Below are 16930 nucleotides of genomic sequence, written 5' to 3'. Positions count from 1 at the left end.
ACGCCTTCCCATCCCGAACAGGACCGTGAAACGCCTTAGCGCCGATGATAGTGTGGCATTCGCCATGTGAAAGTAGGACACCGCCAGACTCCCCTTACAAAAGCCCAGCTCAAACGAGCTGGGCTTTTTGCATTGGGGCGACGGTAACTTGTATATCCCATGCCGCTGCATTCCTGCAGCCAGACGTCCGTGCTGGGTGGGTGCCAAACTGCAAAATGGCTATGGTGCTGCGGCTATTGCCGCTGCAGTGTGATCTGCCACGCGCGCGTTTATGACTATGCTGCATTTCGCTTGAAGGTAAGGTGTCGTGCCTGTTGTTTTCGCCAGCCATGACTGGCGCTGACGGGCTTGGAAGTCGGGTAGATACTCTGGTTTAGAGATGGGCTGCGTGTTTGTTGTAGGTGTTGGCCAGGATGTACCCCTGCGGCGCAGGAATGCGGACTGGTATTGCCAGCGTATGGATAAAAGAAAAGCCGCTGATCGTTTGATCAGCGGCTTTGTGCTGCCAGGGTGTCTCAGTTGCGTGCGCTTTCCCAGCCTCCACCCAGGGCCTTGTACAGGCTGATGGCCGCGTTCAGACGATCCAGCTGGGCATTGACCAGATTCAGCTCGGCCTGGAAGGTGTTGCGCTCGGCATCCAGTACATCCAGATAGCTGGAATAGCCGTTGTCGTAGCGCAGCGTTGCCAGATGCAGCGCCCGGTTAAGGGCAGTCAACTGGGTAGTCTGGGCTTCCTGTACTTCGCGGGCGCTGCTGCTGGCAACCAGTGCATCCTGCGTTTCCTTGAAGGCGGTCTGCACCGATTTCTGATACTGGGCCAGTGCCTGGCGCTGGCGGGCGCTGGCGGCATCAACATTCAGGCCGGTCTGGCCGAAGTTGAAGATGGGTGCCGTGGCGTTGCCGACAAAACTCCAGGTGCGGGTGGCACCGCTGAACAGCGTTTCCATTGACAGGCTTTGCGAGCCGAGTGCTCCGGTCAGGCTGATGCTGGGGAAGTAGGCGGCCTTGGCCACGCCGATGCGGGCATTGGCGGCGATCAGCTGGGCTTCGGCGGCGGCCAGATCGGGGCGGCGCTCCAGCAGGCTGGATGACAGATCGGCCGGAATGCTGGGTGGCACAGTCAGCAGGTCGATGGCCTGACCCCGCTGCAGCTTGCCTTCCAGCAGTTCGCGTGGCGAGCGGCCCAGCAAGACGGCCAGCGCAGTTTCAGTTTGCTGCAGGGACTTGCTCAATTGCGGGATGGTGGCGCGTGCCGAGGCAGCTTCCGATTCGGCCTGGCGCATGTCCAGCTCGGAGGTCATGCCGCCCTTGAAGCGCTTCTGGCGCAGCTGCAGTGAGGCTTCGCGGCTGTCCAGCGTGCGCTTGGCAATATCCAGCTGCGCATCGAAGGCGCGCATCTGGAAATAGGTTTGCGCCACCTGGGCGCTGAGTGACAGTCTGGCCGCATCGCGATTGTACTGGCTGGCCGCCAGGGTGGCGCGTGCCGCTTCGTTGCTGCGGCGTAGCTTGCCCCACAAGTCCAGCTCCCAGCTGGCTGTCAGATTGGCCGTGCGGACATCGCTCACCAGCGGGCTGCCGGCTGTGGTGGTTTCGGCTGATGTGCGGGCGCGCTGGTAGCCGGCATTGGCGGCAAGGCTGGGCAGCAACTGGGCGCGAGCGATGCCGGCCAGCGCGGCGGCTTCGTCTACCTGGGCGGCGGACAGCGCCAGATCCTGGTTGTGTTGCAGGGCTTCGCTAATCAGCTGGTCGAGCACCGGGTCGTGGAACTGCTGCCACCAGTCGCTGGCTACGCTGGCCTGCTGCGTTGGCGTGCTGGCCGGCAGATCGAACTTGGGCCGGCTGTAGTCCGGGCCAACCGCGCAGGCCGTGAGGGCCAGGCTTAGCAGCAAGGGGAGAGTGCGCTTACGCATGGTCCTTGCCTCCTGCCTCGCTCGCAAGCTGAGGCGCTTTTCGTTTGGAAAACTTCATGATCACCATGAAGAACATGGGGATGAAGAAGGTGGCGATGAAGGTGGCGGCCAGCATGCCGCCAATCACCCCGGTACCGATGGAGTGGCGGCTGGCTGAGCCTGCACCGCTGGAAATGGCCAGCGGTACGCAGCCCAGCACGAAGGCGAGCGAGGTCATCACGATGGGGCGGAAACGCAGTCGCGCTGCCGCCAGGGCGGCGTCGGCCAGCTCCATGCCTTCTTCCATCTTCATCACGGCAAATTCGACGATCAGAATGGCATTCTTGGCGGCCAGGCCGATCAGTGTCACCAGTGCCACCTGGAAGTACACGTCGTTGGCCAGTCCGCGCAGCCAGTTGGCCATCAGCGCGCCGAATACGGCAAACGGCACCGCCATCAGCACGCTGATCGGCAGACTCCAGCGCTCGTACTGCGCGGCCAGGATCAGGAACACCATGATCATGCCGAAGGCAAACACCATCACCGATGAGCCGCTGCTGGATTTTTCCTGGAAGGCCGAGCCGGTCCAGGCCAGGCTATAGCCTTCCGGCAGGGTTTCCTGCGCGACTTCTTCCATCGCCTTGAGTGCATCACCCGAGCTATAGCCCGGTGCCGGACCACCGACGACCTTGGCCGCCGGGAAGATGTTGAAGCGCTCCAGGCTTTCCGGGCCGGTGGTCTGTTCCACATTCACCAGCGCGGTGAGCGGGATCATATTGCCATCCTGCGAGCGGACATAGATATTGCGCAGATCATCCACCTTGCTGCGGAAATCGGCTTCGGACTGCAGCTGCACGCGGAAGGTACGGCCAAACTTGTTGAAGTCGTTGACATACAACGCGCCAAAGGTGCTTTGCATGGTGTCGAACACGGTATTGACCGGTACATTCAGCGACTTGGCCTTGGCCCGGTCCAGCTTGACGAACAACTGCGGCACGCTGGCCGAGAAGGTGGTTTGCACTCCCTTCAGCTCCGGCCTTTTGGCGGCCGCTTCCACCAGTTTCTTGGTGATGCTGCCCAGCTCCACGGCGCTGCCGCCGGCACGCGACTGCACATAGCTTTCAAAGCCGCCGGTATTGGACATGCCGGAGATCGGTGGCGGATTGAAGGCCAGCACGATGCCATCGCGTATGCCCATCATGCCCTTGCCAAAGACATCCTTGACCACGGCCTGTGAGGACAGATCGGGCGTCTTGCGCTCATCCCATGGTTTGAGGGTGATGAAGGACACGCCGGCATTGGTGCGGTTGCCGCCGGACAGGATGTCAAAACCTGCGAAGGACATGCGGTCTTTCACCGCCGGATTGCTGGCCATCATGGCATCCAGCTTGTCCATGGTGGCCTCGGTACGTTGCAGCGAGGCGCCATCAGGCAGGATGGCCACGGCCAGGATATAGCCCTGGTCTTCATCCGGGGCCAGGCTGGACGGAATGGTGCGGAACAGCCCGACGCTGAGTGCGATCAGGCCGGCAAACAACAGCAGGCCGAGCAGGGCACGCTTGATCAGGAAGCTGACGCCTGCGGTGTAGCGTGCGGTCTGGCGGTCAAACCAGCTGTTGAACCAGACGAAGAAGCGCGCCGGATGCTGATGGCCTTCCTTCAGGATCAATGCGCACAGCGCCGGGGTCAGCGTCAGGGCCACCAGGCCGGAGATGGTGACCGACACCGCAATGGTGATGGCGAACTGCTTGTACATCTGGCCGGCGATGCCGCCGAGGAAGGCCACCGGGATAAACACCGAACACAGCACCAGCACAATGGCGACCAGTGCGCCCGACACTTCTTCCATGGCCTTGAAGCTGGCCTGCAGCGGGCTGAGCTTTTCCTCGGTCATCAGCCGTTCGACGTTTTCCAGCACCACGATGGCATCATCCACCACGATGCCGATGGCCAGCACCATGCCGAACAGCGTCAGCGTATTGATGGAAAAGCCGAACAGATACATGCCGGCAAAGGTGCCGACAATGGACACCGGCACCGCCAGGCAGGGAATCAGCGTGGCGCGCCAGTTCTGCAGGAACAGGAAGACCACGGCAAAGACCAGCAGCATGGCTTCGCCCAGGGTGTGGTACACCTCCTTGATCGATACTTCGACAAACTTGGTGGTGTCGTAGGGGATGCCGTAGCTCATGCCCTTGGGGAAGCTGAGCGACAGTTTTTGCATCTCGGCTTCCACTGCCTGGGCGGTGGCCAGCTGGTTGGCACCCGGAGCCAGGAAGATCCCGACAGGAATGGTCGGCCGGCCATTGTGGCGACCATTGAAGTCGTAGGACAGCGCACCCAGCTCTACCCGTGCCACGTCTTTCAGGCGTACCGCCGAGCCATCGCTGTTGGAACGCAGGATGATGTTTTCAAACTCTTCCGGTTCGGACAGACGGCCCTGGGTGGTGACGGTGTAGGTAAAGTCCAGCTTGCCCGGCTGGGGCTCGGCACCGATCTTGCCGGCGGCGAACTGGGCATTCTGTTCCTTGATGGCATTGGACACATCGCTGGGGGTCAGCTTGAGCTGGGCCAGCCGGTCTGGCTTCAGCCAGATCCGCATCGAGTAATCCTGACCGGCGAAGTTGACCACATCACCCACGCCCGGCACCCGCTTCAGCTCATCCACCACATTCAGCAGGGCATAGTTGCTGATGAACAGCGTGTCGTAACTGTTATCCGGCGAGTACAGCGAAATCACCTGCAGGATGGAGGACGATTTCTTGGTGACGTTCACCCCCTGGCGGCGGACTTCTTCCGGCAGCTGCGAGGTAACCGACTGCACGCGGTTGTTGACGTTGATGGTGGCCTGGTCGGCATTGGTGCCGATCTTGAAAGAGACGCTGAGTGTCAATTTGCCGCTGCTGGAGCTGACCGACTGCACATACAGCATATTGTCCACACCATTGATGGCCTGCTCCAGCGGAGCGGCCACGGTGTTGGCGATGACTTCGGCCGAAGCGCCCGGATAGCTGGCGGTCACCTGGACCACCGGCGGTACGATTTCCGGGTATTGCTCGATGGGCAAAGCCTTGATGGCGGCCAGACCGGCCAGCATGATGATGATGGAAATCACGCTGGCAAAGATCGGCCGCCTGATGAAGAAGGCGGAAAACATGGCTCAGGACCTCTTAAGCGGGTTGCTTGGCAGCAGGAGCGCTGGCATCGGCCCGGTAGGGCTGCGGCTTGACCTCGGCACCCGGGCGCAGCTTGATGATGTTGTCCACCACCACCTGCTCACCCGGCTTGAGACCGTTTTCCACCAGTACCTCCAGCCCCACGTCCTGCGACACGGTGATCGGCCGTGGTTGTACCTTGTTGCCTTCCCCCACGACCCACACCATCTTGCCTTGCTGGGTGGTCAGCACCGCGCGCTGTGGCACGGCGATGGCATTGATGCGCTCGGCACCTTTCAGCAGCACCCGTACAAACTGCCCCGGCAGAATCTTGCCCTGCGGATTGGCCAGCGAGGCACGCGAACGGATGGTGCCGGTGGTGCTGTCCACCAGGCTGTCGGTGAAGTTGAGGACGCCGCTGTGATCGAACAGGCTGCCGTCTGCCAGCTTGAGCGCCACTTCAAAGTGGCCGTTGTCCTTCAGCTTGAGCAAGCCCTTTTCCTGCAGCTTGCGCAGATTCATCTGGTCGCTGTCCGACATGCTGAAGTTGACGTAGATCGGGTCCAGCTGCGAAATCTTGGTCAGCAGGCTGCCGTCGGCGCTGGTGGACACCAGGCTGCCCTCGGAGCGGGTTTCCTGGCTGGTCATGCCGGAAATCGGCGCGGTGACGCGGGTGTAGTCCAGATTGATCTGCGCTTCTTTCAACTTGGCGCGCGCCGCCGCAACCTGGGCCTGTGCCGCCTGATAAGCGGCTACCGCATCGTCGCGGTCTTTCTGGCTGACGGCATTTTCCTTGAACAGCGGCATCACGCGCTCGTAGTCCTGGCGTGTGCTGGCCAGCTGCGCTTCTTGCACCTTCAGCGCGGCCGCGGCCTGCTCCAGTGTGGCCTGGTATGTGGCCGGGTCCAGCTGGAACAGCAAGTCGCCCTGTTTCACCGGGCGGCCTTCGGTATAGGCCCGCTTGAGCAGGATGCCGCCGACCCGGGCACGCACTTCCACTTCGCGTGAACCGGCAGCCTGGCCGACATATTCAAAATTCACCGGGATATTGCGTGCGCTGATCTTGATGACCGATACCGGCATGGCGGGGAGGGCGGCTTGAGCCGCCGGATCGGCTTTCTGGCCGCAGCCGGCAAGGCTGGCAGCAAGGGCGCTCAATAACAGCCATTTGCCGTGCCGTGCCGGCAGGGAAAGTGAGTGCATAGACATGGAATGTCCTCGACAAGTTGAAGTGAAAAACTGCTCCCCTTCACGCTGCGCAGACCCCGGAGGGGCGGCAGACAGGGGCATGTTGTTTGGTTCAGTGTTGTCTACTGTCTTGATTGTCATGCTGGCCTATATGTACGGTGACATAGTCATGTGACAGGCAGCAAGGAAGTGCGCGCATTCTATATACATTCATGACTGTATGTAAAATGCGCTTAATTCGTATGCAGCAGAAATTTAAGATAAATAAAGACAATAATTACGAAATTTCGTTCTTATCGCGGCTGGCAGACAAAAAAATCTTAAAAATCGTCCAGCGGCGCACGGGGAATGCGCCATGGGGGCTGCTGGGAAAATGTACTTAAAAAACAACACCTCATCCTGGCCTGGCCGCGCGGGCGTGCGCAGGATCAGGCGGCAGGCCCGTGCTGGATGCCTCATCGACTGATGGCGGGTGTGCAGGCCGGGCGCAGGAGGTCGCTGGGCTTGTTTGCCGGCAGCGCGGGGGCAGGCGGCCGGGACCGGGGCGGGCCGTGGGTGATCCTGTCGGCAGGCTGCAACAAGGACACAACTTTTCCCTAGGCCGGAAGGGCGGCGGTATAATCGCTCTCTTTTTCCGAGCATTCACCAACCTCATGCCTTCGGCCATCGAAATACAAGCGGTCAGCAAGCGCTATGGTGCGCTGCAGGCGCTGGACGACGTCAGCTTCCGTGTGGAAAGCGGCGAGTTTTTTGCCTTGCTGGGCCCCAACGGGGCTGGCAAGACCACCCTCATTTCCGCCATGGCCGGCTTGTCGCGGCCGGATAGCGGCAGTATCCGCATCATGGGCCATGATGTGGTGCGCGATTTCCGTGCGGCGCGCATGAGCCTGGGGGTGGTGCCGCAGGAGCTGGTGTTCGATCCCTTCCTGTCGGTACGGGAAACCTTGCGCTTTCAATCCGGCTATTTCGGCCTGACCCGCAACGACGACTGGATTGACGAGCTGTTGTTCAAGCTGGGCCTGGCCGACAAGGCCAATGCCAATTTGCGCGCCCTGTCCGGCGGCATGAAGCGCCGCGTGATGGTGGCGCAGGCGCTGGTGCATCGTCCGCCGGTGATGGTGCTGGACGAGCCGACTGCCGGGGTGGATGTCGAGCTGCGCCAGAGCTTGTGGGCCTTCGTCAAGGAGTTGAACGAGGCCGGCCATACCATCGTGTTGACCACGCACTATCTGGAAGAAGCGGAAACCCTGTGCAACCGCATAGCCATGCTCAAGCGCGGCAAACTGGTGGCGCTGGAGAGCAAGGACAAGCTGCTGCAGCACGGCAAGGAGCGCGAGGTGGCCTTCAAGCTGTCGGCACCCTTGCCGGACAGCCTGCTGCCCAGCAAGGTGCGCGAGGAGGATGGGCGCATCGTGCTGAAGCTGACGGATCTGAGCCAGCTGGAGGGCGTGCTGGCCACCTTGCGCGAAGCGGGCGTGCGCGTACGCGAACTGAATGTGGTGGAGGTGGATCTGGAAAGCGTGTTCGTGAACATGATGCACGGGGGGCAAGGCTGATGCAGGGCTTCCTGACTTTATTCCGCAAGGAGCTGGTGCGTTTCTGGAAGGTGTCCTTCCAGACCGTGGCGGCACCGGTGCTGACGGCGCTGATGTATCAGCTGATCTTTTCCCATGTGCTGTCGCGCCATGCCGAGGCCTATCCGGGCGTGGGCTATACCGCCTTCCTGATTCCGGGCCTCGCCATGATGTCGATGGCGCAGAATGCCTTTGCCAACAGCTCTTCCAGCCTGATCCAGTCCAAGATCACCGGCAATATCGTGTTTCTGCTGCTGCCGCCGCTGACGGCGCTGGAATTCTTTGCCGCCTACATGCTGGCCGCCATCGTGCGTGGGCTGGCCGTTGGCGCCGGGGTGCTGGTGGTGACCGCCTGGTTTGGCCTGCCGCTGCCCAGTCATCCGGGCTGGGCATTGCTGTTCGGCCTGCTTGGCTGCGGCGTGCTGGGCACTCTGGGGGTGATTGCCGGCATCTGGGCGGAAAAATTCGATCAACTGGCTGCATTTCAGAACTTTTTGATCATGCCGCTGACTTTTCTGTCTGGCGTGTTCTACTCCATCAACAGTCTGCCGCCATTCTGGTATGCCGTATCGCATGTGAACCCGGTCTTTTTCATGATCGACGGTTTCCGTTACGGCTTCTTCGGCCAGGCCGACGTCAGCCCCTGGCTGTCGCTGGGCGTGGTTGGCGGCAGTTTTATCTTGCTTTCCGGGCTGGCTTTGTGGCTGATCAAATCAGGCTACAAGCTGCGCCACTAGGATGCGTTTTCAGGATGCACACATGATTTCCACCGAACAGGTCAAACAATACATCGCCGCCGGTCTCAACTGCTCCCATCTGGAAGTGGAAGGCGACGGCCATCATTTTTACGCCACCGTGGTGTCGGCCGAATTTGCCGGCAAGCGCCTGATCGACCGTCACCGCCTGGTGAAGGAAGTGATTGCCACCCGTCTGGCCAGCAATGAAATCCACGCCCTTTCCATCGTCAAGGCAGCCACGCCGGACGAGTGGGAAAAACTGCAAGGCTGATCCCCGATATGGACAAACTGAAAATCTGCGGCAATGGCCCGCTGAATGGCGAAATCCGCGTGTCCGGCGCCAAGAATGCGGCGCTGCCGATTCTGTGCACCAGCCTGCTGACCGCAGACACCATGCGCTTTACCAATGTGCCGATGCTGCGCGACATCTCCACCACCCAGAAGCTGCTGCAAGGCATGGGGGTGCGGGTGATGACCGACAATGTGCATGAAATGGAAATCACCGCCGATCATCTGGACAGCCTGGTGGCGCCGTATGATCTGGTGAAAACCATGCGCGCCTCCATCCTGGTGCTGGGGCCGACACTGGCGCGCTTTGGCGAAGCCACCGTGTCCCTGCCAGGTGGCTGTGCCATTGGCAGCCGTCCGGTGGATCAGCACATCAAGGGTCTGGTCGCCATGGGTGCCGAGGTGGTGATCGAGCATGGCTATGTCAAGGCCAAGGCCAAGCGCCTGCGTGGCGCGCACATCGTGATGGATGTGGTGACCGTGGGCGGTACCGAAAACCTGCTGATGGCCGCGGCGCTGGCCGATGGCACCACCATTCTGGAAAACGCCGCGCGTGAACCGGAAGTGACTGACCTGGCCAACTGCCTGGTGGCCATGGGGGCAAACATCAGTGGCATCGGCACCAACCGGCTGGTGATCGAAGGCGTGGAGCGGCTGCATGGCTGCGAATACGCCATCATGCCGGACCGTATCGAAGCCGGTACCTTTCTGGTCGCCGCTGCCATTACCCAGGGTCACCTGATCCTGCGCAATGCCGCGCCGCGCAGCATGGAGTCGGTGCTGGACAAGCTGGTGGAAGCCGGCGCCGTGGTCGAGGCGGGTGATGACTGGATTTCGCTGGACATGAAGCGCCGCCCCAAGGCCATCAATTTCCGCACCCTGCCTTACCCGGCTTTCCCCACCGACATGCAGGCGCAGCTGATGACGCTGAACTGTGTGGCGGAGGGCACCGGGGTGGTGACCGAAACCATCTTCGAAAACCGTTTCATGCATGTGCCGGAGCTGAACCGTATGGGCGCGCGCATCGAAGTGGAAGGCAATACCGCGGTGGTGCACGGTGTGGACAAGCTGTCCGGTGCCACGGTGATGGCAACCGACCTGCGCGCCTCGGCCAGCCTGGTGCTGGCCGGCCTGGTGGCGCAGGGCGAAACCATTGTCGACCGCATCTATCACCTGGATCGTGGCTACGAATATATCGAGAAAAAACTGGGCGCTGTCGGCGCGCAGATCGAACGTATCAGCTAAGCAGCAACGGCCACCAGGGTGGCCGTTTTCACTCAGGGGCCGGTGTGGCCCATATCTGGCAGCAAACGGCAATCTGGCCGTTCAGCTGCCATTTTTTTTGATTGGCGGGATGGCGGTGCCACGCGCAGGCGGGGGGAGCCCTGACCGGTAGCAAGCGGCCGGGTGGCCGCTCGGGCGGTAGAGTGCAGGACTCAGTGCTGGATCTGGATGGCTTGCTGCGGATGCTCGGCGCTGTAGGCAGCGATGGCCTCTTCCAGTAGCGCGGGCGTCAGGTATTGGCCGTTGGAAACGGCATGGCGCAGACAGTGGGTCAGGTATTCCAGTGCTTGTTGCGGGATGTGGCGCTGTTCCATGATCAACTCCGGTCTAATAATTTAGTAAATTCTAATATTTATGTCGTTGATGATCTTGTGCCAGATCAAGTGCCACCACTGCGCCAATGAAAAAGGCAGCCCGCAGGCTGCCTTTGATACGACAAAGCAAGATGGCCTTACTGCGCGGCCGAGGCTTCTGCGTGTGCGGCTGCCGAAGCTTCGGCGTGCTCGCTGTTGTTGGCGGCAGGAGCTGCTGCGGCCTCAGGGGCCGAAGCATTGGCCGGGCTGCTGACCAGGTCGTCGATATTCATGTCGTCGTTCTGGGTGGGGTTGGGCAGGCCAAGCTGTCTGGCACGCATCTGCAGATAGCCATCGCGGATATAGCTGTAAGGGTCCAGTGCTGCCGCATACAGGCTTTCGTCCAGATCCAGATAGCGGGCGCGGGTATTCACCCCGTAAACACCATAAAAGGCGATGGCCTCATTGGTGTTGTGATAGACCAGTCGTTCCGGACCATTGATGCCCAGCGCTACCCCCAGGCCCAGCCCGTCGCGTACCGTACTGGGGCCAAAGAACGGCAGCACCAGGTAGTTGCTGCTCTTCCAGCCCCAATGGGCAAAAGTATCGCCCAGCGAGGTCTTGTTGTTCTTCAGTCCGGCGGGGGTGGCGATGTCGATCAGGCCGAACAAGCCGAAGGTGCTGTTCAGTGCGACCCGCATGATGTCGTTGAGCGCTTTTTCCGGCTCGGCCTGCAACAGGTTGTTGGCTGCGCTGTACACATCCTTGAAGTTGTCGAAGAAGTTGCCGACCGCGGTACGGAAGGGGCCGGGGGTGATGGCGTGATAGCCCTGGGCGGCCGGCTTCATCACCCAGCGGTCAGCTGCATCGTTAAAGGCATACATCGAGCGGTTGAACGACTCGTACGGGTCTTGCGGTGTGGCAGGGTGAGTACTGGCACAGCCGGCCAGCAACAGGCTGCCGGCCAACAGACTCGCCGGCAACAGGCGGTGCTTGCGGGTCATGGTTTATTCTCCTTGCGGGCTGCTCAGCAGCTCGCGCAGTGCATACAGTTCTACCAGATCGGACAGACGGCTGGGCCAGTTCTGCAGCTGCAGGGTCTGCCCAGCCTGCTCTGCAGCACGGCGGCAGGCCAGCAGCAGGGCGACAGCCGAGGAGTCCGCTTCGCTGATGCCGGACAGGTCCAGCTGCAGCGGGGCGCGGGCGACACGGGCGGTCAGTGTGGCCAGCAAGTCCGCACTGCTGTTCATGTCCAGCTTGCCGGACAGGCGGCCCTGCCCGCTGGCGGTTTCCTCGAACATGGCATGCGTCCTTATTTGGCAGCCGGCAGGGCGGCGTTCTTGTCCTGCAGCATCTTGATCAGGCCATCCACACCGTTCTTGTTGATTTCCTGATTGAACTGGTTGCGATAGACGGTGACCAGACTGGCACCTTCCACGCTGACATTGAAGACCTTCCAGCCCTGCGGGGTCTTGTACAGGGTGTAGTCGACAGCGACCGGGCCCTTGTCGTTGCCCGGCAGGCTGACGGTGGACTTGACGGTGGCTTCGCGGCCGCTGTTGCCGAGTACGACATTAGGCTGGATGTCGATCTGGGCGCTCTTGAAGCGGGTCATGGTGGTGGAGTAGGTCCGCACCAGCAGGGTCTGGAATTGCTGGGCCAGCGCGCTTTGCTGCGCCGGGCTGGCCTGACGCCAGCCCAAGCCCACCGCCAGCGCGGTCATGCGCTGGAAATCGAATTGCGGCACGGCCAGCGCTTCGACTTGCTGACGGATCTGCTTGGTGTTCTTGCCGTTTTCCTGTTTCAGGACATCCATGATCTGGCGCGAGGTGTCGCGTACCAGATCAGCCGGATTGTCGGTGGCGGCCATGGTGTGGGCGCTCAGGCCCAGCAGGACGAGAAAGCATGCGATCAGTTTTTTCATGATGTGTGTCAGTCTTTATTGGTTATGCACTATGGCTGGAATTTACTGCGCGGCCGAGGCGTTGCTCTTGGCCGAATTGCCGCCGGAGAAGCTGGTCATGAACTTGCCGATCAGCTGTTCCAGCACCAGGGCGGACGAGGTCAGCGTGATGTGTTCGCCGGCCTTCAGCACGTCCGGGTCACCCCCTTGCAGCAGGCCGATATACTGCTCGCCCAGCAGGCCGGCCGTCAGGATTTCCGCGCTGGCGTCGCGGCTGAAGGTGTATTGCTTGTCCAGATTCAGCGTGACGCGGGCCCGGTAGGTTTTGGTATCGAGCTGGATGGCGCCGACACGGCCAACCACCACGCCGGCTTCCTTGACCGGTGCCTTCACTTTCAGGCCGCCGATATTGTCGAAATCGGCATACAGGGTGTAGGTCTGGTCCGCGCTTTGCGGTGTGAGATTGGCCACCTTGAGCGACATGAAGACCACCGCCGCAATGCCGAGTGCCACAAACAGGCCTACCCACAAATCAATAGTAGAGCGTTTCATTACCCATTTCCTAGAACATGAAGGCGGTGAGGACAAAGTCCACCGCCAGGATTACCAGAGCCGATGTCACCACCGTGCGGGTGGTGGCGGCGGATACGCCGGCCGCGGTGGGCGTGGCGTCATAGCCTTCGAATACGGCGATCAGCGTGACGGCGATGCCGAAGCACAGGCTCTTGATCAGGCCATTGACCACGTCGTAGTGCAGGTCGACGTTGTTCTGCATCTGCGACCAGAAGGTGCCCGAATCCAGGCCTATCATCACCACGCCAATCAGATAGCCACCAAAAATCCCCATCACATTGAACATGGCGGCCAGGATGGGCATGGAAATCACGCCGGCCCAGAAGCGCGGGGCCACCACGCGGGCGATCGGGTTGACCGCCATCACGCTCATGGCGTCCAGCTGCTCGGTGGCCTTCATCAGGCCGATTTCCGCCGTCATGGCGCTGCCGGCGCGGCTGGAAAACAGCAATGCAGCCAGCACCGGGCCCAGTTCACGCAGCAGCGACAGGGCGACCAGCGCGCCCAGGGCATCGGCCGAGCCAAAGCGCGACAGGGTGTTGTAACCCTGCAAGCCCAGTACCATGCCGACAAACAGGCCGGATACCACCACGATGATGACCGACATCACCCCGGCAAAGTAGATCTCGCGGATGGTGAGGTTGAAGCGCAGCAGGCTCTGGCCGGAATAGCGCAGGATGGCCAGCAGGAAGCGGGTGATGAAACCCAGCCGCCAGATGGCATTGATGGTGGTGTGTCCCAGCCGGCGCAGCGGTGACAGCAGCAGCTCAGTCATGCTGGCCTCCTTTCAGGCCCAGGTCCTGCTGCAGCGAAGTGCTGGCAGGGTAGGCAAAATGTACCGGGCCATCGGCCTCGCCCCACATGAACTGGTGTACCCAGGGCGAGGGGGAGGCGCGGATTTCGGCCGGCGTGCCGGCTGCGACCACTGCGCCATTGGAGACGAAGTAAACGTAGTCGACGATATCCAGCGATTTGTGCACATCGTGGGTCACCATGATGGAGGTGGTACCCAGTGCATCGTTCAGTTTCTTGATCAGGTGGGCGATGACGCCCAGCGAGATCGGATCGAGACCGGTGAAGGGCTCGTCGTACAGCATCAGCTGCGGGTCCAGAGCGATGGCACGCGCCAGCGCCACGCGGCGGGCCATGCCGCCGGACAGCTCGGCCGGCATCAGTGCCTGGGTGCCGCGCAGGCCCACGGCGGAAAGCTTCATGATCACCAGATCATGAATCATGCTGTCGGCCAGCCGGGTGTGCTCGCGGATGGGGAAGGCCACATTGTCTTCTACCGACAGGTCGGTAAACAGGGCGCCAAACTGGAAGAGCATGCCCATGCGGCGGCGATGCTCGAACAGTTCGGCATGGTTCATGTCCGCCACATTGCGGCCGTCTACCAGTACCTGGCCGGCACTGGGACGGATCTGGCCGGAGATCAGGCGCAGCATGGTGGTTTTGCCACTGCCGCTGCCCCCCATGATGGCGACCAGCTTGCCGCGCGGGATGGCGAGGCTGATGTTGTTCAGGATGGGGCGCTCGCCGTAGGCGAAACTGACATTCCTGAATTCGATGAAATGGTCTGAAGACACGGATTTTCCGGATAAAAACACGAGTGAAGTCCAGGACTTGTCTGGGTCCAAGACAGATGGATTTTATAGGGTTGTAGGAGTCTCGCCAAATACATAAGGTTTCAGCATGTAACGATGTTGCATTGCAAGGACGAATCCTGACAAGTGTAATTTGTCTGTTTTATTTAAAAAAGTTTGAAGCAACAATAAAAATTACACAGGCTGATTATTTCATTGGCATGATATTGCCGCAAGCTGTTTGCGGCAATGTGCGGCGGAGACGGTCAGAAAATGACAAAGACCCGGCAGGGCCGGGTCCGTGCAGCCTGCGCTGGCAGGGCCTGCCAGCGGGTGCATGCTTTATACGCCGCGCAGCAGGTCGTTGATGCTGGTTTTGCTGCGGGTTTGTGCATCCACCTTCTTCACGATGACGGCGCAGTACAGGCTGTGGCTGCCATCCTTGGACGGCAGGTTGCCGGAGACCACCACCGAACCCGGCGGGATGCGGCCATAAGTCACTTCGCCGGTTTCGCGGTCGTAGATCTTGGTGGACTGGCCGATGTACACGCCCATGGAGATCACCGAGCCTTCGCCCACGATCACGCCTTCCACCACTTCGGAGCGGGCGCCGATGAAGCAGTTGTCTTCAATGATGGTGGGGCCGGCCTGCAGCGGTTCCAGCACGCCGCCAATGCCCACGCCGCCGGACAGGTGCACGTTCTTGCCGATCTGGGCGCAGGAGCCGACGGTGGCCCAGGTGTCCACCATGGTGCCTTCGTCCACATAGGCACCGATATTGACGTAGGACGGCATCAGCACGGTGTTCTTGGCAATGAAGCTGCCCTTGCGTGCCACGGCACCCGGCACCACGCGGAAGCCGGCTTCCTTGAAGTGGGCTTCGCTCCAGTCATGGAACTTGGTATCGACCTTGTCGAAATAGCGGCTGACGCCATCGTCCTGCACCACATTGTCGCGAATGCGGAAGGACAGCAGCACGGCTTTCTTGACCCACTGGTTGACTACCCAGTCGCCGTCTACCTTCTCCGCCACGCGCAGGTGGCCATTGTCCAGTTCGTCGATAACCTGGCTGATGGCGGCTTTCAGTTCGACCGATACGGTGGCGGGGGTGATGTCGGCGCGCTTTTCGAACGCCTCTTCAATCAGGGCTTGGATCGGGTGCATGTGATGAAGTCCTTTGGCAATGTGAATGGAAACAGTCATAACAGGTGGATGTCGCTTTTATAGATGAGTGGTCTTGACGAAACGCACGATGCGCTCGGCGGCAGCCTGACATTCTGCCAGTGTCGCGACCAGAGCGATACGGATATAGCCACTGCCCGGATTCACACCATGGGCGGTGCGGGCCAGGAAGGAGCCGGGCAGGACGGTAATGTGCTCCTGCTCGAACAGCGCGCGGGCAAAGGCGGCATCATCGCCACCGGGTACTTTGGCCCACAGGTAGAAGCTGGCATCCGGCAAGGCCACATCCAGCACCTCGGCCAGTAGTGGTGTCACGGCCTGGAACTTGGTGATATACGCCGCACGGTTTTCCTCGACATGGGCTTCGTCGTTCCAGGCGGCCACGCTGGCGGCCTGGATGGTGGGGCTCATCGCGCCACCCTGATAAGTGCGGTACAGCATGAATCTGGCCAGCAGGGCGGCGTCGCCCGCCACAAAGCCGGAGCGCATGCCCGGCGCATTGGAGCGCTTGGACAGGCTGGTGAACATCACCAGTCGCTCGAAGCCGCGGCCCAGCTTGCTGGCGGCCTCCAGCCCGCCCAGCGGTGGCTGGCCGAAGTGGATTTCCGAATAGCACTCGTCACTGGCGATGACAAAGCCGTAGCGGTCGGACAGGGCGAACAGCTTCTGCCAGTCGTCCAGCGACATCACCGCGCCGGTGGGGTTGCCCGGGCTGCACAGGAATACCAGCTGGGTCCGTGCCCATACGCTTTCCGGCACGCTGGCCCAGTCCGGCTGAAAACCCGTGCTGGCGGTGCAGTTGACATAGAAGGGCTCAGCCCCTGCCAGCAGTGCCGCGCCTTCGTAAATCTGGTAAAACGGGTTGGGTGAAATCACCACCGGTTTTTCTGCCCGCTGGCTGTCGATCACGGTCTGGACAAAGGCAAACAGCGCCTCGCGGCTGCCATTGACCGGCAGGATTTCTTTTTCGGCGTCCAGTTGCAGACCGTAGCGGCGCTGCATCCAGTCGGCGCAGGCCTGGCGCAATTCCGGGCTGCCCAGCGTGGCCGGGTAGACGGCCAGGCCGCCCAGGGCATTGACCAGCGCCTGTTTGATGACGTCCGGCGTCGGGTGCTTGGGCTCGCCGATCGACAGGTTGATGTGTGGCTTGTCAGCCGGGACCGCACCAGCCATCAGCTGACGCAAACGCTGGAAGGGATAGGGTTGCAGGCTGTCCAGGTGGGGATTCACGCTTGGTTCTCTCTATGCTGTGGGAGCAGCTTGGTCATGCCATCTGCTTCT

The 16930-nt window shown here is 61.1% G+C and carries 16 protein-coding genes; 4 read left to right on the top strand and 12 right to left on the bottom strand.

The window, feature by feature from the left end; all coding sequences use genetic code 11:
- Positions 1-515: 515 nt before the first annotated feature.
- From JHD64_RS16780 to JHD64_RS16770, 3 genes are read right to left on the bottom strand one after another with little or no spacing between them, the layout of a single operon-like run.
- Positions 516-1910 (bottom strand): efflux transporter outer membrane subunit, encoded by a 1395-nt coding sequence (locus JHD64_RS16780; protein ID WP_199054326.1) that lies wholly within the window; start codon positions 1908-1910, stop codon positions 516-518.
- Entirely contained in the window at positions 1903-5046 is a 3144-nt protein-coding gene (locus JHD64_RS16775; RefSeq protein ID WP_059286003.1) for an efflux RND transporter permease subunit, read from the bottom strand. The genes JHD64_RS16780 and JHD64_RS16775 overlap by 8 nt, the downstream gene beginning before the upstream one ends.
- A 13-nt stretch (positions 5047-5059) precedes the next feature.
- Positions 5060-6253, bottom strand: coding sequence for an efflux RND transporter periplasmic adaptor subunit (locus tag JHD64_RS16770; protein ID WP_233170555.1), 1194 nt, complete (start codon positions 6251-6253; stop codon positions 5060-5062).
- Positions 6254-6885: 632 nt separating this feature from the next.
- On the opposite strand from JHD64_RS16770, the gene JHD64_RS16765 reads away from it, so the two are divergent.
- From JHD64_RS16765 to murA, 4 genes are read left to right on the top strand one after another with little or no spacing between them, the layout of a single operon-like run.
- On the top strand, positions 6886-7788 hold the full coding sequence (locus tag JHD64_RS16765) for an ABC transporter ATP-binding protein (RefSeq protein WP_059286001.1): 903 nt from the start codon (positions 6886-6888) through the stop codon (positions 7786-7788).
- Positions 7788-8543 carry an ABC transporter permease gene (locus tag JHD64_RS16760; protein ID WP_059286000.1) on the top strand — a complete coding sequence of 252 codons (756 nt, stop codon included), beginning with the start codon at positions 7788-7790 and terminating at the stop codon, positions 8541-8543. Before JHD64_RS16765 ends, JHD64_RS16760 begins: the two co-directional genes overlap by 1 nt.
- A gap of 22 nt (positions 8544-8565) precedes the next feature.
- Complete coding sequence (locus JHD64_RS16755) at positions 8566-8814, top strand: BolA family protein (RefSeq protein ID WP_059286005.1); 249 nt, start codon at positions 8566-8568, stop codon at positions 8812-8814.
- A gap of 8 nt (positions 8815-8822) precedes the next feature.
- Positions 8823-10076 carry a UDP-N-acetylglucosamine 1-carboxyvinyltransferase gene (gene murA, locus JHD64_RS16750; RefSeq protein ID WP_059285999.1) on the top strand — a complete coding sequence of 418 codons (1254 nt, stop codon included), beginning with the start codon at positions 8823-8825 and terminating at the stop codon, positions 10074-10076.
- A gap of 191 nt (positions 10077-10267) precedes the next feature.
- Here murA and JHD64_RS16745 read toward each other — a convergent pair whose 3' ends face one another.
- The 9 genes from JHD64_RS16745 to dapC all read right to left on the bottom strand — a co-directional run bounded on the left by JHD64_RS16745 (position 10268) and on the right by dapC (position 16879).
- Positions 10268-10429 (bottom strand): hypothetical protein, encoded by a 162-nt coding sequence (locus tag JHD64_RS16745; protein WP_158527773.1) that lies wholly within the window; start codon positions 10427-10429, stop codon positions 10268-10270.
- Positions 10430-10566: 137 nt separating this feature from the next.
- On the bottom strand, positions 10567-11412 hold the full coding sequence (locus JHD64_RS16740) for a VacJ family lipoprotein (protein WP_233170554.1): 846 nt from the start codon (positions 11410-11412) through the stop codon (positions 10567-10569).
- Between the two features lie 3 nt (positions 11413-11415).
- Positions 11416-11709, bottom strand: coding sequence for a lipid asymmetry maintenance protein MlaB (locus JHD64_RS16735; protein WP_059285997.1), 294 nt, complete (start codon positions 11707-11709; stop codon positions 11416-11418).
- Positions 11710-11720: 11 nt separating this feature from the next.
- Positions 11721-12332, bottom strand: coding sequence for a phospholipid-binding protein MlaC (locus JHD64_RS16730; protein ID WP_059285996.1), 612 nt, complete (start codon positions 12330-12332; stop codon positions 11721-11723).
- Between the two features lie 42 nt (positions 12333-12374).
- A complete protein-coding gene (gene mlaD / locus JHD64_RS16725; protein ID WP_059285995.1) occupies positions 12375-12863 on the bottom strand; it encodes an outer membrane lipid asymmetry maintenance protein MlaD in 489 nt (162 codons plus the stop codon).
- Between the two features lie 10 nt (positions 12864-12873).
- On the bottom strand, positions 12874-13659 hold the full coding sequence (gene mlaE, locus JHD64_RS16720; protein ID WP_059285994.1) for a lipid asymmetry maintenance ABC transporter permease subunit MlaE: 786 nt from the start codon (positions 13657-13659) through the stop codon (positions 12874-12876).
- Positions 13652-14470: an ABC transporter ATP-binding protein gene (locus JHD64_RS16715; protein WP_059285993.1), complete on the bottom strand. Its 819-nt coding sequence runs from the start codon at positions 14468-14470 to the stop codon at positions 13652-13654. Before JHD64_RS16715 ends, mlaE begins: the two co-directional genes overlap by 8 nt.
- Positions 14471-14809: 339 nt before the next feature.
- Positions 14810-15631 carry a 2,3,4,5-tetrahydropyridine-2,6-dicarboxylate N-succinyltransferase gene (dapD, locus tag JHD64_RS16710; protein ID WP_059285992.1) on the bottom strand — a complete coding sequence of 274 codons (822 nt, stop codon included), beginning with the start codon at positions 15629-15631 and terminating at the stop codon, positions 14810-14812.
- Between the two features lie 57 nt (positions 15632-15688).
- A complete protein-coding gene (gene dapC / locus JHD64_RS16705; protein WP_199054325.1) occupies positions 15689-16879 on the bottom strand; it encodes a succinyldiaminopimelate transaminase in 1191 nt (396 codons plus the stop codon).
- Positions 16880-16930: the final 51 nt, after the last annotated feature.

The sequence above is a fragment of the Aquitalea sp. ASV15 genome (assembly GCF_016429115.1).
Taxonomy (GTDB): Bacteria; Pseudomonadota; Gammaproteobacteria; order Burkholderiales; family Chromobacteriaceae; genus Aquitalea; species Aquitalea magnusonii.
This window is presented reverse-complemented; position numbering and strand designations above follow the sequence as displayed.